Below are 21,705 nucleotides of genomic sequence, written 5' to 3'. Positions count from 1 at the left end.
GGCCTCCCGAAACGGGAGGCCTTTGCTTTGCTGTTAGCGGCCGTTGGCGCCTATTGAGGCGCGCCATCCGGATAGGCCGGCTGCGGCTGGCTGGAAGAGGCCGGCTCACCGGACGCTGCGGCCCCACCGCCGTCACCCGGAACGACCGGCTGCGGCTGGTTCGGCGAAGGCGGCTCGCCCATATGCGGCTCGGACGGTGCGTCCGGGGAAACGGTGGGCGCGACGACGATGGTCTCCTCCACCATCACCTCTTCCACCATCACGCGGTCAGCTCCGTCGGCATCCATGGCCGCGCCGTCCGGATAGACCGGTTGCGGCTGGTTCGGCGAGGGCGGCTCGCCCATGTGTGGCTCCGACGGCGCGTCCTCGGAGACCATAGGCGAGGTGGAGGTGCTCTCCTCCGTCATGCCCTCTTCTGCTGCCGGCGCCTCGGCCGGCTTATCCGCGTCATCGTCCTTCGGCTGCTCGCAGGCCGCGAAAAGCCCCATCGCGACCACTGCCGCTATCATTCCAATGTATTTCATAATCCCCCTCCCACGATCTCGGTGGAATTCAACACCCCATCTGGCGAAAACATAGCTCGAACGCAGCGGCTTTGCTACGGCGCATGTCTAGCTTCCGCGTGGGGCGCGAACCCAGAATAGTAGTAGCAGCCCGCCGATCAGAAAAACGATGCTGGCGGAGATACCTAGCCGCTGGCTGCCCGTGAGGGCCGTCGCCGCGCCTATGGCAAGCGGCGCAGCGAACGCGGTAATTTTCCCTGAAAAGGCAAAGAAGCCGAAGAACTCGGTTGTCTTGTCAGGCGGGCAAAGGCGGGCCAGCAACGCGCGGCTCGAGGCCTGGACCGGGCCGGAGGCAAGCCCAATGAGAACGGCGAAGGCGAGATAGGCCCGCTCGCCCGCGGAGGCGAACAGTCCGCTGCCGTTTGCCTTCGGCGTGACCGGCACGAAAAACAGGACCTCGTCCGGATCGACCGAAAGCACCCCGATCGAGCCCACGATGAAGAGGACGAGGGTGAAAACAATCACCCGCTTGGAGCCTGTCCGGTCGTCGAGAAGGGCACCGACGCACGCCCCGATCGTGGCGGTGACGGTGAGCACGATGCCGAACAGGCCGAGTTCCGCCGTGCCCCAGCCAAATATGCTCGCCGCGTAGATAGCGCCGAAGGCGAATATCGCGCCCAGACCGTCCGCGTAGAGCATGCGCGCCAACAGGAACAGCGCGACGTTCCGGTGATTGCGCATTAGATTGCGCACCGAGTCGCGGAGCTGCCGCAGACCCTCCCGGACGACACCAGGCCCCGGCGCCCCGCCCCGCCGGTCCGGCGTGAACAGAAAGAGCGGCAGGGCGAAGATCAGATACCAAGCCGCCGAGAACGGTCCGACAAGCCGGTCGCCCTCGTGCGCCGCGGCGTCGAGGGCGAAGATCGGCTCCAGGCCAAACAGCGTCTTGCCGGTGTTTGGGTCCGTGACGATGAGGCCGGCGACGAGAGCGAGGCTGACAAGCCCGCCCACATAGCCCGTCGCCCAGCCGACGCTCGACAGCATGCCGAGCCGCTTATCCGGGACCAGATCCGGCATCATGGCGTTGTTGAACACGGTTGCGAGCTCGGCGCCGATGGTCGCGATGCCAAAGCACAGAAGGACCAGCGGCACGGCGGAGAGATCGCCAGGGGCGGCGAACCACAGCCCGCTCAGTCCGACGACGAGCAGAACCGAGAAGCCGGCGATCCATGGTTTGCGCGGCAAGCCGGCATCGGCAATAGCGCCAAGCACGGGCGCAAGCGCGGCAGCGACGAGCTGCGCGGCGCCCGTGGCGTACGCCCACAGCGTTTGACCATATGCGGGATCGTCCATGAACCCATTCACGAAGTACGGCGCGAACAGGAAGGTGACGATGAGCGTGTAGAAGGGCTGCGTCGCCCAGTCGAACATCGCCCAGCCGACAAGGCCGCGCCTGCTCGTTGTATATGCCGTACTATGGGAGTTTGGCGCCATCGATCACGATCAGATGATTGGGAAGCTCGTCCTCGCCAAGAGGCTCGGGGGGAAAGTGTTCGGCGAGGATCGCGCCGCATGTTTCGATTGCCGCAACAAAACCCTCAACACGGTTTCCCCGGCCGATCTGCGCGGTCAAATCCTCGATGAGTTCGTCCCATATTTCTGGCGACACCTTCTTGTATATGCCGTCGTCGGCGATCACTTCGGCGTAGCGCTCCGCATCGGACACATAGATGAGCACGCCGGTGCGCCCCTTCGTGGTGTGCAGATTCTGCGCGAGAAACTGTTCGACCGCGCGCAAATGTGCACGCGCCTGTTTCAGCCCGCGCGGTGCGATGGCGACGCGAAAGCGCTCCCATCGCGCGATGAGCACGCCGAGGCCGAAGACGGCAAGCTGCAGGAGATACACATATTCGATAGGCCACTTCGTGAAGTGAATGAGCGGAAGCGGCACGGCGAGCGCGGCAAGCGCCACGCACATCAACGCAAAGAAGAAATAACCGGAGGAGGCACGGGCAACTACGACGACGATCTCACCGCTCGTCGTCCTCTCGGCGCGGGAAATAGCATCGGCGATCACGGCATGTTCATCGCTGCTGAACGGCTTCATCGCGTATCGTCTTCCCGGGGTCGCTCATTCCATGCGCCGGCGCACACTATGGCGATAATCGCGCACATTGGAACCGGCAATCCCATGCGAACCGTTGCGGCTTTTCGAGGAACACATGCAGACGCGGCACCTTTCTTTTCTCCTATGCGCAGGACTGACACTTGGCGGGTTTGCCGTGTCGAAGATGGCGCTTGCGAGGGGACCGGACATGGCCGGCGGTGTCGCATTCCCCTTTGGGCCCAATCTTTCCGCCTCCGGGTGGCAGTCGGTGAGATCTCCGTGGCGGCGCGGCGCGCGATTTTCCGCGCACGGCAAGGACGCCCTGGTCGTGGAGACGGCGGGCGGGTTCGGGCTTCTGTGGCATGCCGTGCCGCGCCAAGTGGCAAAGGCGGAGCAGGCGCGGTGGCGCTGGCGCAAGCAGGAGGGCGTGGGACCAACCGATCTCACCAAGAAGGGCGGCGACGACCGCGTGCTCGCGCTGTACTTCGCCTTTGCCAATCCGGCTGATGTGACACCGGGAACCGACCTCTCGGAGCTCTTGCGGTCCGGACATGGCCAAGTCCTCATCTATGTCTGGGGTGGGGCGGCCAAGCCCGGGACCGTCTTGCCGCTGCCCTATTTCGACGGCCGCGGCCGCACCATCGTGAAGCGTGCAGCGAATGCCAAGCCGGGGGTCTGGTTCGATGAAGAGGCCGGGTTGCGCACGGACTTTGCGCGGGCCTTCGGCAGGCCGCCCGGTCATCTGGTGGCCGTCGGCGTTTCGAGCGACGCCGACGATACGGGTGGCCGCAACGTGGTCGCGCTCGCGGACCTCTGCGTGAAATAGACGGAGCCTTACCAGCTCCCGGACGACCCGCCGCCGCCAAAGCCTCCGCCGCCACCGGAGAAACCACCGCCTCCGCCGCCGCTCCAGCCGCCACCTGAGCCCCAACCGGAACGGTCGTTGCGGCGGCTACTGCCTTCCGGCACGACATAGGTGCTGTTGCGCATCAGATACATGAGGAGCAGGAAGATCGCGAAGTAGAGGAGGATCGTGAACCAATCGATGGGAACCTTGTCGGCATCGTGCCTGGCACGCACGCGCGCTTCGACTTCCGCCGCGTCTCCGGTCAGCGACAATGTGAGATCGCGCACGCCATCTTTGATACCGCCGGCAAAATCGCCGGCGCGAAAGCGCGGCAGGATCGCGTTCTCGATGATGATGTTGGAAAGTGCGTCGGTGAGAATGGGCTCAAGGCCATAGCCAACCTCGACGCGGACCTTGCGTTCGTTTGGCGCAACGATCAGGAGTGCGCCGTTGTCAAGTTCCGCGGTGCCGATACCCCAGTGCCGGCCGAGCTGATAGCCGAAGTCCTCGATGGTGTAACCCTGCAGCGATGGAACCGTAACGACGACGAGCTGGTCCGAGCTCTTTTCCTCCAGCGCTTTCAGATGCGCGGTGAGCTCTCGTTCGTCCTCAGGACTTAGAAGATCCGCTTGATCCACCACGCGTCCGGAGAGCGCGGGAAACTCCGGCGCGGATGTCGCGGGCGCAGCCGCGACGCAGAGCGCAACCAGAAATAGGACAACACGAAGAGCCGTGGTGGCCATGAGGGCCCCGCTTCGCGGCTAGAACTCCACCTGCGGAACCTTCGTCGTCTCTTCGGAGACGGAGAAGTTCTGCATCGGTTCGGACTCCGGATAGAGCAGTGCGCGCCACCAGCGGCCGGGGATCGTGCGCAGCTCGGTGTTGTAGTCCCGAACGGAGGTGATGTAGTCGCGCCGGGCAACGGCGATACGATTCTCGGTACCCTCAAGCTGCGACTGAAGCGCCAGGAAATTCTGGTTCGACTTGATGTCCGGGTAGCGCTCGACAACGACGAGCAGACGGCCCAACGCGCCGGAAAGGTTGTTCTGCGCGTCCTGGAATTTGTCGAAGGCTTCCTTGTTGGTGAGGATGTCCTTCGGGATCTGCACCTGCGTGGCCTTGGCGCGCGCCTCGATCACTTCGGTGAGCACTTTGCTTTCCTGCTCGGCGAAGCCCTTCACGGTCTCCACAAGATTGGGAATGAGATCGGCACGGCGCTGATACTGATTGAGCACCTGGCTCCATGCCGCCTTGGCGCGCTCATCGAGGGTCGGAATCTGGTTGATGCCGCAGCCGGCCAGCAGGACTGACGCAAGCATGAGAACCCCTGCGCGGCCGACAGGCCCAGACCAAAGACGCGCCAATACGTGCATGACATCCTCCCGCGTGCAGCGAAACGCAGACCTCGTGTATTGGGGCCCTGCGCAACTGGCAAGTGCTTTCCACAACCGGCGCAACGCCTTGCCAGCGGCTGGCGGGGCCGGTAGGGGCCTCGGAAGGTGTTGCGAGAATGAAACAACGCCCAAGTTTCTTTGCGGACGGGTGGTTTGGGGGATCGGCCCACTTTGGTCCACGCATTATTGGGAGCCCTTAAGTCCCGGCAGTTCCGCGATTTTTTCGATACCCGCGATCGTCCACCGGAATCCCACAAGTCCCGGAGGACGTTAGTTAATCCGAAGGCTTTGCTAGTCAAAGTCGGGGGCCTCTTCTAGTGTGATTCGCGAGTCGTTTTGGGGGACTCGCGGAGGCTCGCTATGAGACCGATTTCTTACGGGGGAGCGAGTACGGTGTGTATGCGTAAAGCAGGGGAATGAGGCGGTGACAGCCGCAGCGCGAACTCTCACGACTTTCTCGATTTTTGCCGGCGCCGTGGCCCTCGCGACGATGGTCGCCGTTGCGCCCGCCGACGCGAAGAAAACCAAGACGCCCAAAGACGAGCAAGCGGCACCGGCGGCCGACAAGAACCAGCCGATGACGATCATCATTTCCTTGCGAAATCAGAAGGCGAATATCTACCGCGGCATGTCGCTGGTCACGAGCACGCGGGTCTCGACCGGCAAGCGCGGCTATTCCACGAAGCCTGGCGTCTACAGCATTCTGGAGAAACGTCGGCGCCATTACTCGAACCTCTACGCGGGCGCGCCGATGCCCTGGATGCAGCGGCTGACCTGGACGGGCACCGCGCTCCACGCAGGCGTCGTTCCCGGCTATCCCGCCTCACATGGCTGCGTCCGGCTGCCCTACTCGTTCGCGCCCAAGCTGTTCAAGATGACCGGCGTCGGCGAGCAGGTCGTCGTCGCCCGCAACATGGTCGCGCCCAAGCTGATCGATCACCCTGCCCTGTTCCAACCGCTGCCGCCGCCCTTGCCGCCGATGATGGCTGAGGAACACGAGCAGCATCAAATGCGCCGGTCGAGCAACGACGCCGTACCCGCTCTGGGCACCCGCCTGCCGGTCGTCTTCGCCAAGGCCGAAGCGGTCGTGCCGAGCGCCAAGGCACCCGCCACGGCGACGATCATCGCTCGAGCCCTTCTTGCTCAGCGGGAAACCCCTGCGCAACGCCCGATGGTTCTGGCGGTCCTTGAGGACACGCGCACTCACGCCATCGACCCGACGGCGGAGCCGTTCATGGGGAGCGGCTCGCACGCGTTCGCTGCAAAGCCGTCGTCAGACGAGACGCAAGCGTCGGTTGGAACCTCGGACGATTTCTTCAAGCATCGGGACCGCCTCGCGACGCCCGCCGAAGCGCCGGTCGCGCCTGCGATTTCCGCAAACGCCGTCGAGCCTGAAGCGCCGGCCCCGGCCGAAGCGTCGATGGCAATGGAGGCCGCCGTGGCGGCGGATCCGCGTGAGCCCGAAGTTGCGCGCGAGCCAGAGGTGGCGAGCGAGCCAGAGGCCGGACCGATCTTGACCGTGTCCGCTTCGGCGCTGTCGCAGCCTGCGGCGAAGTTCGCGACCGTCGAGATTGCCGCGCTGGGACCGGAAGACCATCCTCCCATGCCGCCGGCCAAGCCATCGGTGATTGCAGCCAAGCTGGCGGCGGGAGCTTCCGCTGCGGCCGTCGAGGCAGCCGAGCCGCGCTCCACCGAGCCGCTCCGCGTCCTGATCACGCGCCGCACCAAGCGGGATCGCATGATCGGCGTGCAGTACATTCTGGCGTCCATGGGTCATCTGGATCATCAAGAGTTCGACGGCACTTTCGGCCAGAAGACGATCCGCGCCATCAAGGCGTTCCAGAAAGCCAACGATCTGCCCGAGACCGGCGCCTTCACCGACGAACTTGAGAAGAAGGTCTATGAAGTCGCCGGCAAGAAGCAACCGCCGTCCGGTCACCTTTTCGTCCGTCAGAAGTTTGTGGGCGTGTTCGACACCCCCGTCCGCTTCCGCAACCCCGACGCGCCGCTCGGCACGCACGTCTTCACGGTTATGCATTTCGGGAAGGACGCGACCGAGGCGCAGTGGACAGCGATCAGCCTCAAAGACGATGCCGATCCCACGATTGTGCTCGATCGCATCGAAATTCCCGACGATGTCCGCCAGAACATCTCCGAGCGGCTAACGCCCGGCTCCTCGCTGATCGTCGCCGATACCGCGATCAACTCGGCGACCCTGCCGAAAGGCGCCGACTTCCTTGTTTGGGATACGAGCAAGCCCGCCAAGGTGCAGCGAGCGAGCGTGTCGCCGCGGCCTCGGAAGAAGCGGCGCCGCACGACAAGCCGCCGCCGCACGCAGCCGTCCTATACGCGCCGCGCCGCGCCGACCTATTCGCGCCGCTCCACGCAGCGCCGTTATCGCCGCGGTCTCTACCCCTTCTAGGGCAGCGACCGACGGCGACCGGCGGGTCGAACTAACTTTCGCATTTTTTAGAAAATTGGAGCGGGCGATGGGATTCGAACCCACGACCCCAACCTTGGCAAGGTTGTGCTCTACCCCTGAGCTACACCCGCACTCCAAACCACCGGCAAGCCTTGAATTTCACGCTTCAGGGTGGTCATTTGCCTTGTAGTGGATCGCGCCTGAACTGTCTACTTCAGCCGCCTTCCCCAAAACTATGACCCCTTCAGGGGCCCATCAAGGGCACCCCCATTAGCCGAAGCCCACGCCGAAAGCAATGCCATCCGATCGCGCCACGCTGTTTGCCCGGCTGGAAGAGCTGGGCATTGCCTCCAAGACGGTCGAGCATGCGCCCATGTTCACCGTCGAGCAGTCCCAAGATTTGCGGGCCACGATTCCAGGCGGACACACCAAAAATCTATTCCTCAAGGACAAGGACGGCCGCCTGGCGCTGGTGATCGCCAAGGACGACACCAAAGTCGACCTCAAGGCCCTGGCCAAGCAACTCGACCTTGGCCGTTTCAGTTTCGGCAAGCCGGATCTCTTAATGGATGTCCTTGGCGTGGAGCCGGGCTCGGTCACCGCGTTTGCCCTGATCAACGAGACCTCACGCCGGCTGTCCGCGGTAGTGGTGGACGAAGCCTTGCTGCGCTTCGCCGAGGTCAACTGTCACCCGCTGATCAATAGCGCAACGACACGTGTGGCAACCGGGGACCTGATCCGCTTCATCGAGGCGTGCGGGCACACACCCCACCTCTTGGTCTTGACTTGAGCGGCTGGACGCGGTTGCCAAATGGCGGCATGCGGCCCATCTTCTATCGTGAAAGCGGCACACCATTTGCCGGTGCCGCACCGCACGGAAAGTGAAGCATGAGCGTAGAGACACCGATATTCGGCGAGGGCGCGGGCGAACCCGGCGCCGACCTGATCAAGAACACCACGACCAAGGACTTTATGGCCGACGTGATCGATGCCTCACGTGAGCGGCCCGTCTTGGTGGACTTCTGGGCACCGTGGTGCGAACCGTGCCGTCAGTTGACCCCCGTCCTGGAGAAGGTGGTGCGGGCGTCCAAGGGCACCATCCGGTTGGTGAAGCTCAACATCGACGAGCACCCGGAGATTCCAGGCCAGATGGGCGTGCAATCGATTCCCGCCGTGTTCGCCTTCAAGGATGGCCAACCGGTGGACGGCTTTATGGGCGCGTTGCCGGAATCGCAAATCAATGCCTTCGTTGCACGGCTGGTCGGCGAGAACACCGAGGAGACCGCGGATCTCGAGGCGGCAGAAGCGGCGCTCGAAGCCGGCGACGTAAATGCCGCGGCGCAGGCGTTTGCCGAGATCCTGCAAGGCGACGCGGAGAATGCAGAAGCCGCCGCCGGCCTTGCCAAGTGCTACATCAAGACAGGCGATCTGGCGCGCGCCGAGCAGACACTGGCGCTCGTCCCGCCCGCGAAGGCCGAGAGCGCGCCAGTCGCAAGCGCGCGAGCCGCGCTCGAACTCGCCAAGAAGGCCGGTGACACAGGCGACGTGGACAGCCTTCGTGCGAAGGTCGCCGCGGACCCGAGCGACCCGCAAGCCAGGTTCGATCTCGCGCTCGCACTGAACGCGAGCGGCGACCGTCAGGGTGCGCTCGATGAGCTGCTGACCATCGTCGCGAAGAACCGCGCGTGGGATGACGACGCCGCCCGAAAACAGCTTGTGCAGTTTTTTGAGGCGTGGGGCGCGACGGACCCCGCCACGACATCGGGGCGTCAAAAGCTGTCGTCCTTGCTATTCTCGTAAACGCCGAGGAGCGTCGTGCCTGATCGCTATCGCAACGCCTCGGACATGCCGGACATGTTGCCGGTGTTCCCTTTGCGGGGCGCAATTCTGCTGCCACGGGCAACGTTGACCTTGAACGTGTTCGAGCCGCGCTATCTGGCGATGATCGAACATGCCTTGGCCAACGAGCGGTTGATCGGCGTGGTGCAGCCAGCCCCCGATACCGGCAGCGATGAGTCTCCCCAGGGCAAAAACGTTCCCTTGCGCAACATTGGTTGTGCCGGCCGCATCACTGCGTTCAATGAGAACGAGGATGATCACCTTGTGGTCACGTTGACCGGTGTCGCGCGCTTTCAGCTTGGCGGGGAAGTCTCATCGGACATGTCGTTCCGTCTGTGTGAGATCTCATTTTCATCCTATGCGGATGACTTCATCGCTGGTCTCGGCGAGGATGATGTCGACCGTGTCGGCCTGCTCGAGACGCTTCGCTGCTATCTTGAAGCATACGATCTCAATGCCGACTGGGATCGCATCAACAGCGCGGACAATGAGCGGCTGGTGAACACGCTTTCGATTCTCAGCCCCTACGGTGCCGAGGAAAAACAGGCACTGTTGGAGGCCGTGAGCCTTCAAGACCGCGCCGAGGCTTTGGTGGCACTCGCGGAGATGGAACTCGCCACGCGCGATGACGGTTCGGGAACCTCGATACAATGACGCGCGAAGACAAAGACACAACGCCGGCGGGCGACCGGCCCGTCGATCCGAAGCTTCTCGAAGTCCTCGTCTGTCCGCTGACAAAGACGTCTCTCGACTACGACGCGAAGCGGCAGGAGCTAATCAGCCGCGCTGCGGGACTCGCTTTTCCCATTCGTGACGGCATCCCGATCATGTTGCCGGAAGAAGCGCGCAAGCTCGACGAGAGCTAACGCGGCTCGTCGGCGCGCAGCGTGTGCGCCAGGCGCCGCACATCCTCCGGCGTGAGCCCCGCCTTACGATATTCGCGGATTGCGCGCGCGTCGTCGCGCTTGGCAAGGCGCTTGCCGCCCGCATCGCGCACGAGCGCGTGGTGATGCCAGACCGGCACCGGTAGTTCGAGCAGCGCCTGCAAGAGCCGGTGAATGGGCGTGGCGTCCAAAAGATCCTCGCCGCGGACAACATGGGTGATCCCTTGCGCGGCATCGTCCACCACCACCGAGAGATGATAGGCGGCCGCGCCGATGTCCTTGCGCGCCAGAACCACGTCGCCGATCTCGCGCCGCATGGCCCCCGGGTCCAGCGCGTGTGTCCCGGCATGCGCCGGGCCAGTCTCAGTCCAAGTCAGTGCCGGACCGTCAAGGAGCGCCAACGCGCGGCTGAGATCGAGCCGGATCGCCTCGCCCTGCCCCGCCTCGGCGAGCACGCGGCCGCGGCACGTGCCGGGATAGACCGCGCTCCCGGGGCCAGCGCCTTCTTGCGGCGCGGCGACCGCGGCGCGGATATCGGCGCGGGTGCAGCGGCAGGGGTAAGTCAGCCCAAGACGGCCAAGCCGGTCGAGCGCAGCCGCATAGACGTCGAGCCGATCGGATTGCCGCCACACAGGCTCCGGCCATGTCAGCCCCAGCCACGCCAAGTCTTCGTAGATCGCCGCCTCGTATTCGGGCCGCACGCGCGTCGCGTCGGTATCCTCGATCCGCAAGAGGCACGTCCCGCCCGCGGACTTCGCCGCCTCCCAGGCGGTCATGGCGGAAAAGCCATGACCGAGATGCAGCAGCCCCGTCGGCGAGGGGGCAAAACGCGTGACGAAACCGGACATCGTGGGGACGTGCGCCACGCGCTACAGGGCCTCGCCCTTCATCAGCCGCGGCACGTCGCCGGTTCCGCCGGCCGCCTCACGCACTAAGAAGCGCTTTAGGCCCGGCGACCGGTCGACAATCCCCAGCCCGAGATCGCGGATGGCACGAAGCGGCGCGTTGTCGGTGGAGAACAGGCGGTTCATCGCGTCCATCACCGTGCCGGAAAAAGCGCTGTCGAAACGGCGCCAGCGTTGATAACGCTCCAGTGTCACACTGCTTCCGATGTCGAGCCCGAGCCGCAAGGCATCGACGATCGTCTCGGTGAGAGCCGCCACGTCGCGCAAGCCAATGTTGAGCCCTTGGCCCGCAAGCGGATGCACAACATGTGCGGCGTCACCGACCAGAGCGAGGCGTTTGCCGACGAACGAGCGCGCCATCTGAAAGGCGAGCGGGAAAGACTGCGGCTGCCCCTCAAGCGAGATGGCGCCGAGCCGATGCCCGAAACGGGTTGAGAGTTCGGCGACGAATGCCGCCTCGTCTCCGGCCATCAAGCTCTTCGCGTTTGCCGCGTCCTCGGTCCACACGATCGAGGAGCGGTTGCCTTTCAAAGGGAGAATGGCGAAGGGACCCGCCGGCAGGAAATGCTGCACCGCTTGGCCGTTGTGCGGGTGTTCGTGCGTGACCGTGGCGACAATGCCGCTCTGCGGATACGACCAGCCGATGCATTTGATGCCCGCGACTTCGCGAAGGCGCGAACGCTTCCCGTCGGCGCCGACAAGAATCGGCGCCCGTAGTGTAAGCCCGCTCGCAAGATGCGCCTGCACGCCGAAGGCGTCGGTCGCAAAGTCGTCGATGCTGTCCGGTGCAAACACGTCGATCGCAGGCTCGGCCGCAACCGCATCGGCAATCGTGCTGAGAAGTTCGCCCGCCTCGACCAGATAGGCGCTCGGCCCGCCTGTGTTCAGTTCCGTATCGAAGCCAAGAAAGTGAGGACGTAAATCCGCGTTCAGCGGACTGTCGGTGACTTCGATGGACCTGATGGGTTGTGCGTTGGGCGCAAGCGCGGGCCAGAGCTCCACCGCATCGAGAAGTCGCGTCGCCGCTGCCGAGAGCGCAAGGCCTCTGGCATCTTTCTTTGTGGGCGCGCGCGAGGCCGCGTCCACTAGGGCGACGCGGAGCGGCTTTGGCGTGAGCTTCGCCAGCGCGAGCGCCAAAGTGCCGCCGGCGAATCCACCGCCCGCGATCACGACGCCATAGTCTTTCGTTCGCGCCTCTGCCATGGCCTTCCTATAGGCGAGGGCGCCAAGATGCGCCACTCACCCATCCTGGCGTTCCTTGGGCCGCGCCGACCTGCTAAATGGCGATGGTCAGCGACTCCTACGGAAAGGGCCCATCAATGAGCGCCGCGCTCGATGAACTTCTGTCGATCCTCGATCTCGAGCCGCTTGAGCACAACCTCTACCGGGGCCTCAGCCCGCAAGTCGGCTGGCAGCGTGTGTTCGGGGGCCAGGTGATCGGCCAGGCGCTGGTCGCGGCGAACCGCACCGTCGAAGGCCGAAACGCCCATTCGCTGCATGCCTATTTTTTGCGCGCCGGCGATCCGGCGGTGCCGATGATCTATGAAGTGGACCGAATCCGCGACGGCCGCAGCTTCTCGACGCGCCGGGTGGTGGCCATCCAGCATGGGCACGCGATCTTCTCCATGGCCGCCTCTTTCCATCGGGAGGAGGCGGGACTGGAACACCAAATGGCGATGCCGGACGTGCCCCCGCCAGAGGACCTGCCGAGCGAGGCGGAGCTGAAGGCCAAGCTCATTTCCAAGGTTCCGGAGCCTGTGAAAGCCTACTGGCAGGCCGAGCGGCCGATCGAAATTCGCCCTGTCGACCTCTCGCGTTACTTTTCACGCGATAAACAGGCCCCAAGCCAGCTCGTATGGATCAAAGCGACCGGCGATCTCGGCGGAGATCTGGCGCTCCATCAATGCGTGCTGGCCTATGCGACCGACTTCACCCTGCTCGATACGGCCTTGATCGCGCATGGGCGGTTCGTATTCGATCCCAACCTGATGCTGGCCAGCCTCGACCACGCGATCTGGTTCCATGAGCCCTTCCGGGCCGATGAGTGGCTCCTTTATGCCCAGGACAGCCCCAGTTCCAGCGCGGCGCGGGCCTTTTGCCGGGGGACGTTGTTCACCCGCCAGGGCCGTTTGGTCGCCTCGACTGCACAAGAAGGCCTTGTTCGCGAGCGGAAGCCCAAATAACCGCCTACTTTGCGTGCATCGGGCGGTATTTGCCTAATTGTTGTGCCTTCTGGCGCCTGTCAGGGTCCACGCCGGCCCTGCCACAATCGTAAAAGAATCGCTAACCCCAATGACTTGCGGCGCCTGAGGGCGAGTTGGCACGTAGCTTGACTCTGCTTTCGGGTTCGCACGGCTCAAGGCTCAGGGACAACATCCTGAGCGGCCGTAAATCAATGGAGGGCTCAATCAGATGAAGCTGGTGATGGCAATCATCAAGCCATTCAAGCTCGACGAGGTGCGACAAGCCCTCACAGAGCTTGGGCTGCAAGGCATGACCGTTACTGAGGTCAAAGGGTACGGGAGGCAAAAAGGCCATACCGAGATCTATCGCGGCGCGGAATACGCCGTGAACTTCTTGCCGAAGATCAAGATCGAGGTCGTGGTGCCTGCCAACACGGTCGACAAAGCTGTGGACGCCATCGTGGCCGCGGCAAAGACCGGGCAGATCGGCGACGGCAAGATCTTCGTCGTTCCCGTCGAACAGACGGTGCGCATCCGCACCGGCGAAACCAACGAATCAGCACTGTGAGAGGGGGAGAATTGAATATGACGACCCTTGCCAAATATCTTTTCGGCGTGGTCGCTGCGCTCGCAATTGCGGCGCTCTACCACATCGATCCTGCACTCGCCCAAGAGGCGGCGGCCGAGGGAGCAGAGCCTCTGGCGGAAGCTGCCGAGGAAACTGCAAAACTCGATACGGGTGACACGGCCTGGATGCTGACATCCACTGTTCTCGTCCTGATGATGGCCATTCCGGGCCTCGCGCTCTTCTACGGCGGCATGGTCCGCAAGAAGAACGTGCTGTCCGTGGTGATGCAGTGCTTCGCGATCGTCTGCTTGCTGTCGATCACGTGGTTCGTCGTCGGCTACTCGCTCGCGTTCACCGACGGTGGCTCGCTCAACTCCTATGTTGGCGGTCTGTCGAAGATGTTCCTGAACGGTGTCGGTGTCGATACTCTGAGCGGAACCATTCCGGAATCGGTCTTCTTCACCTTCCAGATGACGTTCTTCGCCATCACGCCGGCGCTGATCGTCGGTGCCTTCGTGGACCGTATGAAGTTCTCGGCTGTCTGCATCTTCATGGTGCTTTGGGCCCTGATCGTCTACGCCCCGGTTTGTCACTGGGTGTGGGGCGGCGGCTTCCTGTCGGAAGACGGCGTGCTCGACTTCGCTGGCGGTACGGTGGTGCACATCAACGCCGGTATTGCCGGTCTAGTCTGCGCCCTGTTCCTCGGAAAGCGCGTCGGCTACGGCACCGAGAACATGGCGCCGCACAATCTGGTCTTGAGCCTGATTGGTGCATCGCTTCTGTGGGTCGGCTGGTTCGGCTTTAACGTCGGCTCGGCTCTCGCTGCCAACGCCGGTGCCGGCATGGTCATGGTCACGACGCAAATCGCGACCGCGGCTGCGGCTCTGTCATGGATGTTCATCGAATGGCTCATCCATAAGAAGCCGTCCGTTCTCGGCATCATCTCGGGCGCAATTGCCGGTCTCGTGGCGATCACCCCGGCTTGCGGCTTCGTCGATGGCTTTGGTGCACTTTGGATTGGTATTGCTGCCGGTCTGATCTGCTTCTTCGTATCGACGACCGTGAAGAGGTCCCTGGGTTACGACGACTCGCTCGATGTCTTCGGCATCCATGGCGTGGGCGGCATCGTTGGCGCACTGCTGACGGGCGTGTTCGCGGTCGAGGCGATCGGTGGAACCGCCGGCTTGCTGGAAGGCAATGCCGGGCAGGTCCTCACCCAGCTCTGGGGCATCGTGGCCACCATCGTTTGGTGCGCGATCGCGACCTTCGTCATCCTGATCATCACCAACATCCTTGTCGGGGTGCGGGTGAGCCAGGCTGTCGAAGTCGAGGGCCTCGACATCAACTTGCATGGCGAGGTGGTCCAATAGACCTCCGCGCAATGTAACGAGGGACAACAATGACAAAGAGCTAGGTCGCCTCCTCCCTGACCTCAGCTCCACCTTGGACCCCGGCGCCTCTCGCGCCGGGGTCTTTTACATTGTGCCAAGGCATTGCCGCAGGCCGCGTCATCGCCTAACACCGCGTGCATGTCAGTCTTGGGCGAGACCAACTCTCTCGACGCGATCATCCGCTCGCCGTTCTTGCGTTTGAACGCGCTGCTTGAGGATATCGAGCCCGGCGCGCCGGCGATCCACTTCCATCTCGGCGAACCGAAGACGTCGCTACCGTCGTTCTTGGCGCCGGTGCTGAATGAACATCTCGTCGAGTTCGGGCGGTACCCGCCGATCAAGGGAACGCCGGGTTTGCGCGAGGCGATCAGCGCTTGGATGGGACGACGCTATCCGGCGCTTCGCGGCGTGATCGATCCAGAGCATCACGTCCTGCCGCTCAACGGCTCGCGCGAAGGATTGTTTTCGGCCGTCTTTCCCGCAAAAGACAGAAGGGCTGAGATCGCGGACCCGGCGGTTCTCATTCCCAACCCGTTCTATCAAGTGTACGCGGCGGCGACCGCAGTCGCGGGCGCTGAGCCTGCGTTCCTGCCGGCGGGTCCGGAAGGCGGCTTTTTGCCCAAGCTGGACGAGATCGACGAGGCGGTCTTGTCGCGCACGATCGGATTCTATCTCTGCTCCCCATCGAATCCCGAAGGGGCCGTGGCCAACGGCGAGTACCTCGCCCAGGCAATCGCACTCGCTCGCCGCCACGATTTCCTGCTGTTTGCCGACGAGTGCTATTCGGAGATCTACGGCGATGCGCCCCCGCCCGGTGCACTGGAGGTCGCCCAGGCCGAGACCGGCAGCCTCGACAATATCGTGGCCTTCCAATCGCTATCGAAGCGATCCGGCCTGCCTGGCCTCCGGTCCGGCTTCGTGGCCGGCGATCCGTCATTTTTGGCGGCTTTCGGCCGATTCCGGACTGTAGCCTGCCCGCAAATCCCGCTGCCAATCCAGCACGTTTCGGCGGCGGCCTGGGCCGAGGAGACCCATGTGGAGGCCGCGCGGGCCCTCTATGAGGCCAATTTCGACGTGGCCGATTCGATCCTGAAGGGCCGCTACGGCTACCGCCGGCCCGCGGGAAGCTTCTTTTTATGGCTGAATTTCGCCGATTTCGGCGGTGGAGAGGCCGCCGCGACAACCCTTTGGAAAGGGTGTGGTGTCAGAGTCCTCCCAGGGGCCTACCTCACGTACGCGCAAGCCAACCAGGCCAATCCCGGCCAGGACTTTGTCAGGCTTGCGCTCGTGCATGACGCGGACACAACGCGGGAAGGCTTAGCGCGCATCGTCGCCACACTGGGTTAGAGGGATGGCACCAAGACGTAGATCCAAATCACAGCGGCGTCTTTTACCGAGCGCCGTGGAGACCGGCCTGCGCCGGCTCCTATTCGGCACGTACGGCTTCTTTCTGATCGCCGGCGCCTGCGCCGTATGGCTGAGCCTGGCCACCTGGTCGGTCCAAGATCCGAGCCTGAACAACGCCACCCGGGCGGTGCCCCGCAATCTGCTTGGCGACTGGGGCGCGGTGATCGCCGATCTTGGCATCCAATCCTTAGGGCTCGCCGCGGTCTTCCTGTTTCTGCCGCTTGCCGCCTGGGGCTGGCATCTCGTGGCCCGCACCACGCCGAATAGCCGCAAATGGCGCCTGATCGCCTGGCCCGCCTCGGCCCTCATGCTCGCCGCTGCCTTCGCCGCCCTGCCCCAACCGAAGAGCTGGCCCCTGCCGAACGGGCTCGGCGGCATTCTCGGCGACTTCATCATGGCCGGCGCTCACATTATCGGGCCCTTCCTGCCAGAAGCCGCGGTCGCATTCGTTGCCGGGCTCATCTTTTTCATCATCGGCTTCTGGCTTCTGATGTTCGCTAGCGGCACCAGCACCTCGCAGCTCATTGCTTTGTGGGCACCGCGATCCTCGGCGGCAGGCGAGTGGGCCAATGCCTGGATCGGCGCAGGCCTGCATTTCGTCATGCACAGCTTTGGCGCGTTACGCCGCATGTTCCGCCGCAAGCCGCGCGAAGCCGATGGCTATGACGCGGCCTATGACGAGGACGAAGACGAGGATTGGGCTGAGGAGCCGCCGGCGGTCGACACCCACGGCCGCATCGAGCCCTCCTTCGGCCCGGCGCCTCTCATCGACGATGAGACTTACGACGCGGACTACGATGACGATGCGCCGGACTACCGCATCACGCGGCTCGAGCAGAAAGAGCAGAAGAAGACGAAGAAGCGGCACGAGAGCATTCATTCGCAATACTCCGACGCACCCTTCAATCCGCCGGCGCTGAGGCTCCTTCAGCAAAAGCCGCGCTCCGCGCGAAACCGCGAGGTAAGCGACGAGGTGTTGCAGGAGAACGCGCGCGAGTTGGAGGGTGTGCTTCAGGACTTCGGCGTGAAGGGTGAAATCACCAATGTGCGCCCCGGCCCCGTTGTCACGCTCTACGAATTGGAGCCCGCACCAGGCACAAAGTCGTCGCGCGTTATCGGCCTTGCCGACGACATCGCACGCTCCATGAGCGCCATCGCCGCGCGCGTGGCGGTGGTTCCCGGACGCAACGCCATCGGCATAGAACTGCCCAACGATCAACGCGAGATGGTAATGCTTCGCGAGTTGTTCGAATCGCCTGATTTTCGCGATACGGACGCGCGGCTGGCGCTGTCCCTCGGCAAGACAATCGGCGGCGAGCCGATGATTGCCGATCTATCACGCATGCCGCATTTGCTCATTGCCGGTACCACGGGCTCAGGCAAATCAGTCGGCATCAACACCATGATCTTGTCGCTGCTCTATCGGCTTTCGCCGGAGCAATGCAAATTCATCATGATCGATCCGAAAATGCTGGAGCTGTCCGTCTATGACGGCATTCCGCATCTGCTTGCGCCGGTTGTCACAGATCCGAAGAAGGCCGTCGTCGCGCTGAAGTGGACCGTGCGCGAGATGGAAGAGCGCTACAAGCGCATGTCCAAGCTCGGCGTGCGCGACATCAAGGGCTACAACGCCCGCGTCCTTCAGGCCGAGTCGCGCGGCGAGGTGTTGACGCGGACCGTGCAGACCGGGTTCGACCGCGAAACCGGGCAGGCCATCTACGAACAAGAGGAGATGGATTACGAGGCGATGCCGTACATCGTCGTGATCGTCGACGAGATGGCGGACCTCATGATGGTCGCGGGCAAAGACATCGAAGCGGCGGTGCAGCGCCTTGCGCAAATGGCGCGCGCGGCGGGTATACATTTAATCACGGCAACGCAGCGGCCGAGCGTCGACGTCATTACCGGCACCATCAAAGCGAACTTCCCAACGCGCATCAGCTTCCAGGTCACCTCGAAGATCGACAGCCGCACGATCCTCGGTGAGCAAGGCGCTGAGCAGCTGCTCGGTTCCGGCGACATGCTCTACATGGCAGGCGGCGGCCGTATCATCCGCGTCCATGGCCCCTTCGTCTCCGATGAAGAAGTGGAGAAGGTGGTGCGCCACCTCAAGAAGCAGGGCGTACCGGCATACCTCGATGCCGTGACGGACGACTCCGAGAGTGAGGACGAGGACGGCGAGGGCGGCTCCGGATACGGCAATAGCGGCGACGACATTTACGACCAGGCGGTGGCGGTGGTCCTGCGCGACCGCAAGGTGTCGACGAGCTATATCCAAAGGCGCCTCGGGATCGGCTATAACCGGGCCGCGACGCTCATTGAGCGCATGGAGAACGAGGGTCTCATCGGCGCTGCCAACCATGCTGGAAAGCGCGAAATCCTGGTCGGCGAGAACGAGGGCACCGCACCTTATTAGGTGCGTTGACTTGCCGCCGCCAAGCCGCCAAGAAGTTGACCAGATTTGGCGGAATGATCTATCGAATACCTGCCAATCCTTTCCCGAGCTAAATGCGTCATGGGGGGTTTATGACTAGCCGCAGAGCCGCCGGAATTCTCCTTGGCGTGCCCATTGCTCTGGGACTCTCCATGAGCGCCGCGCCGGCTCAGGACGGCTCGACCGTGGTCCCGAAGTCGTCCGTGCCAACCACGCCGGTCACTGGAGCCGCCCCAGCCGGGGCCGCCGCCGGCTCTCCGGGTGACGCGCTCCGCCCTTCGATCGGCGAGGAGGTCGTTCCCCCGGAAGACGCAGCGCCTGTCAGCGAAATCAAGCCAGCCGCGGTCGACGAGGGCGAAAGCTGGGAGGCGGCCGTCGAGGCAGCCAATGCGCCGACGCCCCTCATCGGCGCTGAGCAGTCCAAGGCGGTGCAGCAGATCAACGCTTATTTCAACGGGATCACCAATATGCAGGGCCGTTTCGAGCAGATCGACCCCAACAACAAGCGCACCAACGGAAAGTTCTACGTGGAGCGGCCGGGCAAGGTCCTGTTCGACTACGCCCCGCCCAGCGAACTGCGCATCCTGGCTGACGGACACTCCTTGGCGATCGAGGACAGCGACCTGAAGACGGTCGAGAAATATCCGATCAAGTCCACGCCGTTCCGCCTTCTGCTCGCGGATGTCGTTGATCTTGGCGAGGATGCCCGGGTCGTCGGCGTCGAGCGCCAGGGCAACAGCCTCGCGATTTCGCTGGAGGACAAGAAGGGCGACGCAGCCGGCCGGATAAAGCTCTATTTCAACGGGGGTGCCAAGCTCCAGCTGACGGAATGGCTCATCACCGATGCCCAGGGCCTTTCGACTCGGGTCACCGTCAGCAATCTCGTGCTGGGCCGGAAAGTGGCGACAAGTCTCTTCAAGACAAAGGACTTTTCAAGCTCGCCCTTCGGCCAGTAAAAATCCTTTCCGATCAGCACCTTACTCCGTAAGGTGAACCCCATTAACGATTCGTTAAATTTTCCGAGCGACAGGCGTTGAAATCGTCCGGGACTCTACATACTTCTGAAGTCAGAAGCGGACCACATCGCTTTCATCGGTAGTGCCCCCCGTCTAGCCGAAGATGTGGTCTGCTCGTGCCGGCTTCCCTCCCGGCACGCGCGCGAAAACAACGCGCTTCTGGCGTCCAACCCTGCGCAGCGGTTGGGCGCCTTTTTCTTTGGCAAATCTGTTGATTACCTGAATAACCCGGCGCCTCCCTAGCGCCCGCCGTTGCCCAGAGGCCCGGCGCGCCATACTCCTCCTAGCCATGCGTTTCCGGCTCGCCACATGGAATATCAACTCGGTCCGCCTCAGGGCCGACCTGATCGAACGGTTCGTCCGGGAGCACCGGCCGGACATCTTGTGTCTCCAGGAAATCAAGTGCGAGGAGCACCAGTTTCCGTTCCAAAAGCTTGAGGCGATGGGCTTCCCCCATATCGCGGTGGCAGGTCAGAAGGGTTATCACGGCGTGGCCACGCTCTCGCGTATTCCCTTCGCCCGTAGCCAGCGGCGCGACATCTGCGGCCGGGGCCAGGCGCGGCATCTCGCCGTCACCCTCGATGGGGCGGCGCCGGGCCAGAAGCCGATCGTGCTCCACAACTTTTATGTGCCTGCCGGCGGGGACGTCCCGGACCCGGCGGTCAACGACAAATTCCAGCACAAGCTCGCCTTCCTCGACGCCCTGACCGGCTGGTTCGGCGGCCATCGAACCAAGGCCAAAAACCGCCTGATCCTCACCGGCGACCTGAACGTGGCGCCGCTGCCGACGGATGTCTGGTCTCACAAGCAGCTCCTCAAAGTGGTGAGCCACACGCCGCCGGAGACGGAGCGGCTCGAACAGGCACGCGCCGCCCATGACTGGATCGACGTGATGCGCCGCCATGTCCCAGCGGAGGAGAAACTTTTCACCTGGTGGAGCTACCGCAATCGCGACTGGCGTGCCTCGAACCGGGGACGGCGCCTCGATCATATCTGGACCACGCCCGCGCTCGACGGCGCAGCGGTGTCCATGACCGTGCTCGAAGAGACGCGCGATTGGCCGCGCACCTCGGACCACGTGCCGGTGATCGCCGACTTCGACGTCGACTAATTTTAAGGAACAAGCTTGTAGCCGCCGGTCTCGGTGATCAGCAGCTCGGCCTGCGAGGGATCCTTCTCAATCTTCTGGCGCAAGCGATAGATGTGAGTCTCCAGCGTGTGCGTGGTGACGCCTGCATTGTAGCCCCACACTTCATGCAGGAGCACGTCGCGCGTCACGACGCGTTCGCCCGCGCGGTAAAGATATTTGAGGATCGACGTTTCTTTCTCGGTGAGCCTGATCTTGCTGCCGCCGCCGTCCACGAGAAGCTTGGCCGCCGGCTTGAACGTGTACGGGCCGATGGTGAAGACCGCGTCTTCGCTTTGCTCGTGCTGCCTGAGCTGCGCGCGAATGCGCGCCAGAAGCACACCGAGACGGAACGGCTTCGTCACATAGTCGTTGGCGCCGGACTCCAGACCGAGAATTGTATCGGCGTCCGATGACTGCCCCGTGAGCATGATAACCGGGCCTTTGTACCCACTGCGGCGGAGCAGCTTGCAGGCCTCGCGTCCATCGAGATCGGGCAGGCCAACGTCGAGCAGAACGAGATCGACGTGGCCGTTGCGCGCCTGCTTCAGCCCGTCTTGCGCCGTCGGCGCGAGGTCGGTCTCGAATTCCTCATGCAGCGACAATTGCTCGCTCAAGGACTCGCGAAGCTCGTCGTCATCGTCGATGATGAGGATCTTACGCGCATTGCTCATTGGGG

General features: G+C 63.5%; 21 protein-coding genes and 1 tRNA gene. 13 read left to right on the top strand and 9 right to left on the bottom strand.

What is annotated here, in order from left to right:
• Nucleotides 1–50: 50 nt before the first annotated feature.
• The 3 genes from ABY454_RS07335 to ABY454_RS07325 all read right to left on the bottom strand — a co-directional run bounded on the left by ABY454_RS07335 (nt 51) and on the right by ABY454_RS07325 (nt 2,610).
• Nucleotides 51–524: a hypothetical protein gene (locus tag ABY454_RS07335; RefSeq protein WP_372929526.1), complete on the bottom strand. Its 474-nt coding sequence runs from the start codon at nt 522–524 to the stop codon at nt 51–53.
• 87 nt (nt 525–611) lie between these two features.
• Nucleotides 612–1,934 carry an MFS transporter gene (locus tag ABY454_RS07330; RefSeq protein WP_372929525.1) on the bottom strand — a complete coding sequence of 441 codons (1,323 nt, stop codon included), beginning with the start codon at nt 1,932–1,934 and terminating at the stop codon, nt 612–614.
• A gap of 43 nt (nt 1,935–1,977) precedes the next feature.
• Entirely contained in the window at nt 1,978–2,610 is a 633-nt protein-coding gene (locus tag ABY454_RS07325) for a TPM domain-containing protein (RefSeq protein WP_372929524.1), read from the bottom strand.
• A gap of 115 nt (nt 2,611–2,725) precedes the next feature.
• Between ABY454_RS07325 and ABY454_RS07320 the strand changes: the two genes are divergently transcribed.
• A complete protein-coding gene (locus ABY454_RS07320) occupies nt 2,726–3,436 on the top strand; it encodes a DUF3047 domain-containing protein (protein ID WP_372929523.1) in 711 nt (236 codons plus the stop codon).
• An 8-nt stretch (nt 3,437–3,444) separates the two neighbouring features.
• Here ABY454_RS07320 and ABY454_RS07315 read toward each other — a convergent pair whose 3' ends face one another.
• Together ABY454_RS07315 and ABY454_RS07310 are read right to left on the bottom strand one after the other, a co-directional pair.
• Nucleotides 3,445–4,200, bottom strand: a complete 756-nt coding sequence (locus ABY454_RS07315; protein ID WP_372929522.1) for a YgcG family protein — start codon at nt 4,198–4,200, stop codon at nt 3,445–3,447.
• A gap of 18 nt (nt 4,201–4,218) precedes the next feature.
• Complete coding sequence (locus tag ABY454_RS07310) at nt 4,219–4,776, bottom strand: LemA family protein (RefSeq protein WP_372929521.1); 558 nt, start codon at nt 4,774–4,776, stop codon at nt 4,219–4,221.
• 499 nt (nt 4,777–5,275) lie between these two features.
• Here ABY454_RS07310 and ABY454_RS07305 point away from each other — a divergent pair, with 499 nt between their 5' ends.
• The gene (locus ABY454_RS07305; RefSeq protein WP_372929520.1) at nt 5,276–7,273 is read left to right on the top strand and encodes a L,D-transpeptidase family protein; all 1,998 of its coding nucleotides are present in this window, start codon (nt 5,276–5,278) and stop codon (nt 7,271–7,273) included.
• A 56-nt stretch (nt 7,274–7,329) separates the two neighbouring features.
• On the opposite strand, the gene ABY454_RS07300 is transcribed toward ABY454_RS07305, so the two are convergent.
• Nucleotides 7,330–7,404: transfer RNA gene (locus ABY454_RS07300), tRNA-Gly, on the bottom strand.
• A 164-nt stretch (nt 7,405–7,568) separates the two neighbouring features.
• On the opposite strand from ABY454_RS07300, the gene ABY454_RS07295 reads away from it, so the two are divergent.
• From ABY454_RS07295 to ABY454_RS07280, 4 genes are all read left to right on the top strand, one after another.
• Nucleotides 7,569–8,063: a prolyl-tRNA synthetase associated domain-containing protein gene (locus ABY454_RS07295; RefSeq protein ID WP_372929519.1), complete on the top strand. Its 495-nt coding sequence runs from the start codon at nt 7,569–7,571 to the stop codon at nt 8,061–8,063.
• Nucleotides 8,064–8,161: 98 nt separating this feature from the next.
• Entirely contained in the window at nt 8,162–9,073 is a 912-nt protein-coding gene (gene trxA, locus ABY454_RS07290) for a thioredoxin (RefSeq protein WP_372929518.1), read from the top strand.
• A 15-nt stretch (nt 9,074–9,088) separates the two neighbouring features.
• Nucleotides 9,089–9,766 (top strand): LON peptidase substrate-binding domain-containing protein, encoded by a 678-nt coding sequence (locus ABY454_RS07285; protein ID WP_372929517.1) that lies wholly within the window; start codon nt 9,089–9,091, stop codon nt 9,764–9,766.
• Entirely contained in the window at nt 9,763–9,978 is a 216-nt protein-coding gene (locus ABY454_RS07280; RefSeq protein ID WP_372929516.1) for a Trm112 family protein, read from the top strand. Before ABY454_RS07285 ends, ABY454_RS07280 begins: the two co-directional genes overlap by 4 nt.
• Here the strand turns inward: ABY454_RS07280 and gluQRS are convergent.
• Together gluQRS and ABY454_RS07270 are read right to left on the bottom strand one after the other, a co-directional pair.
• On the bottom strand, nt 9,975–10,844 hold the full coding sequence (gene gluQRS / locus ABY454_RS07275; RefSeq protein ID WP_372929543.1) for a tRNA glutamyl-Q(34) synthetase GluQRS: 870 nt from the start codon (nt 10,842–10,844) through the stop codon (nt 9,975–9,977). The genes ABY454_RS07280 and gluQRS overlap by 4 nt on opposite strands.
• A gap of 21 nt (nt 10,845–10,865) precedes the next feature.
• Nucleotides 10,866–12,104, bottom strand: coding sequence for an FAD-dependent monooxygenase (locus tag ABY454_RS07270; protein ID WP_372929542.1), 1,239 nt, complete (start codon nt 12,102–12,104; stop codon nt 10,866–10,868).
• A gap of 116 nt (nt 12,105–12,220) precedes the next feature.
• Here ABY454_RS07270 and tesB point away from each other — a divergent pair, with 116 nt between their 5' ends.
• The 7 genes from tesB (at nt 12,221) to ABY454_RS07235 (ending at nt 21,011) form a co-directional block, all read left to right on the top strand.
• Nucleotides 12,221–13,084 (top strand): acyl-CoA thioesterase II, encoded by an 864-nt coding sequence (gene tesB / locus ABY454_RS07265; RefSeq protein ID WP_372929515.1) that lies wholly within the window; start codon nt 12,221–12,223, stop codon nt 13,082–13,084.
• Nucleotides 13,085–13,313: 229 nt separating this feature from the next.
• On the top strand, nt 13,314–13,652 hold the full coding sequence (locus ABY454_RS07260) for a P-II family nitrogen regulator (RefSeq protein WP_372929514.1): 339 nt from the start codon (nt 13,314–13,316) through the stop codon (nt 13,650–13,652).
• Nucleotides 13,653–13,669: 17 nt separating this feature from the next.
• Entirely contained in the window at nt 13,670–15,022 is a 1,353-nt protein-coding gene (locus ABY454_RS07255; protein WP_372929513.1) for an ammonium transporter, read from the top strand.
• 159 nt (nt 15,023–15,181) lie between these two features.
• Complete coding sequence (locus ABY454_RS07250; RefSeq protein ID WP_372929512.1) at nt 15,182–16,390, top strand: aminotransferase class I/II-fold pyridoxal phosphate-dependent enzyme; 1,209 nt, start codon at nt 15,182–15,184, stop codon at nt 16,388–16,390.
• A gap of 4 nt (nt 16,391–16,394) precedes the next feature.
• Nucleotides 16,395–18,866, top strand: a complete 2,472-nt coding sequence (locus ABY454_RS07245) for a DNA translocase FtsK 4TM domain-containing protein (protein WP_372929511.1) — start codon at nt 16,395–16,397, stop codon at nt 18,864–18,866.
• A gap of 110 nt (nt 18,867–18,976) precedes the next feature.
• Nucleotides 18,977–19,840: an outer membrane lipoprotein carrier protein LolA gene (locus tag ABY454_RS07240; protein ID WP_372929510.1), complete on the top strand. Its 864-nt coding sequence runs from the start codon at nt 18,977–18,979 to the stop codon at nt 19,838–19,840.
• A gap of 349 nt (nt 19,841–20,189) precedes the next feature.
• The gene (locus ABY454_RS07235; RefSeq protein WP_372929509.1) at nt 20,190–21,011 is read left to right on the top strand and encodes an exodeoxyribonuclease III; all 822 of its coding nucleotides are present in this window, start codon (nt 20,190–20,192) and stop codon (nt 21,009–21,011) included.
• A gap of 2 nt (nt 21,012–21,013) precedes the next feature.
• On the opposite strand, the gene ABY454_RS07230 is transcribed toward ABY454_RS07235, so the two are convergent.
• A complete protein-coding gene (locus ABY454_RS07230; RefSeq protein ID WP_372929541.1) occupies nt 21,014–21,700 on the bottom strand; it encodes a response regulator transcription factor in 687 nt (228 codons plus the stop codon).
• Nucleotides 21,701–21,705: the final 5 nt, after the last annotated feature.

Origin of the sequence: Methyloceanibacter sp. (assembly GCF_041573655.1) — a bacterium.
GTDB lineage: Bacteria > Pseudomonadota > Alphaproteobacteria > Rhizobiales > Methyloligellaceae > Methyloceanibacter.
This window is presented reverse-complemented; position numbering and strand designations above follow the sequence as displayed.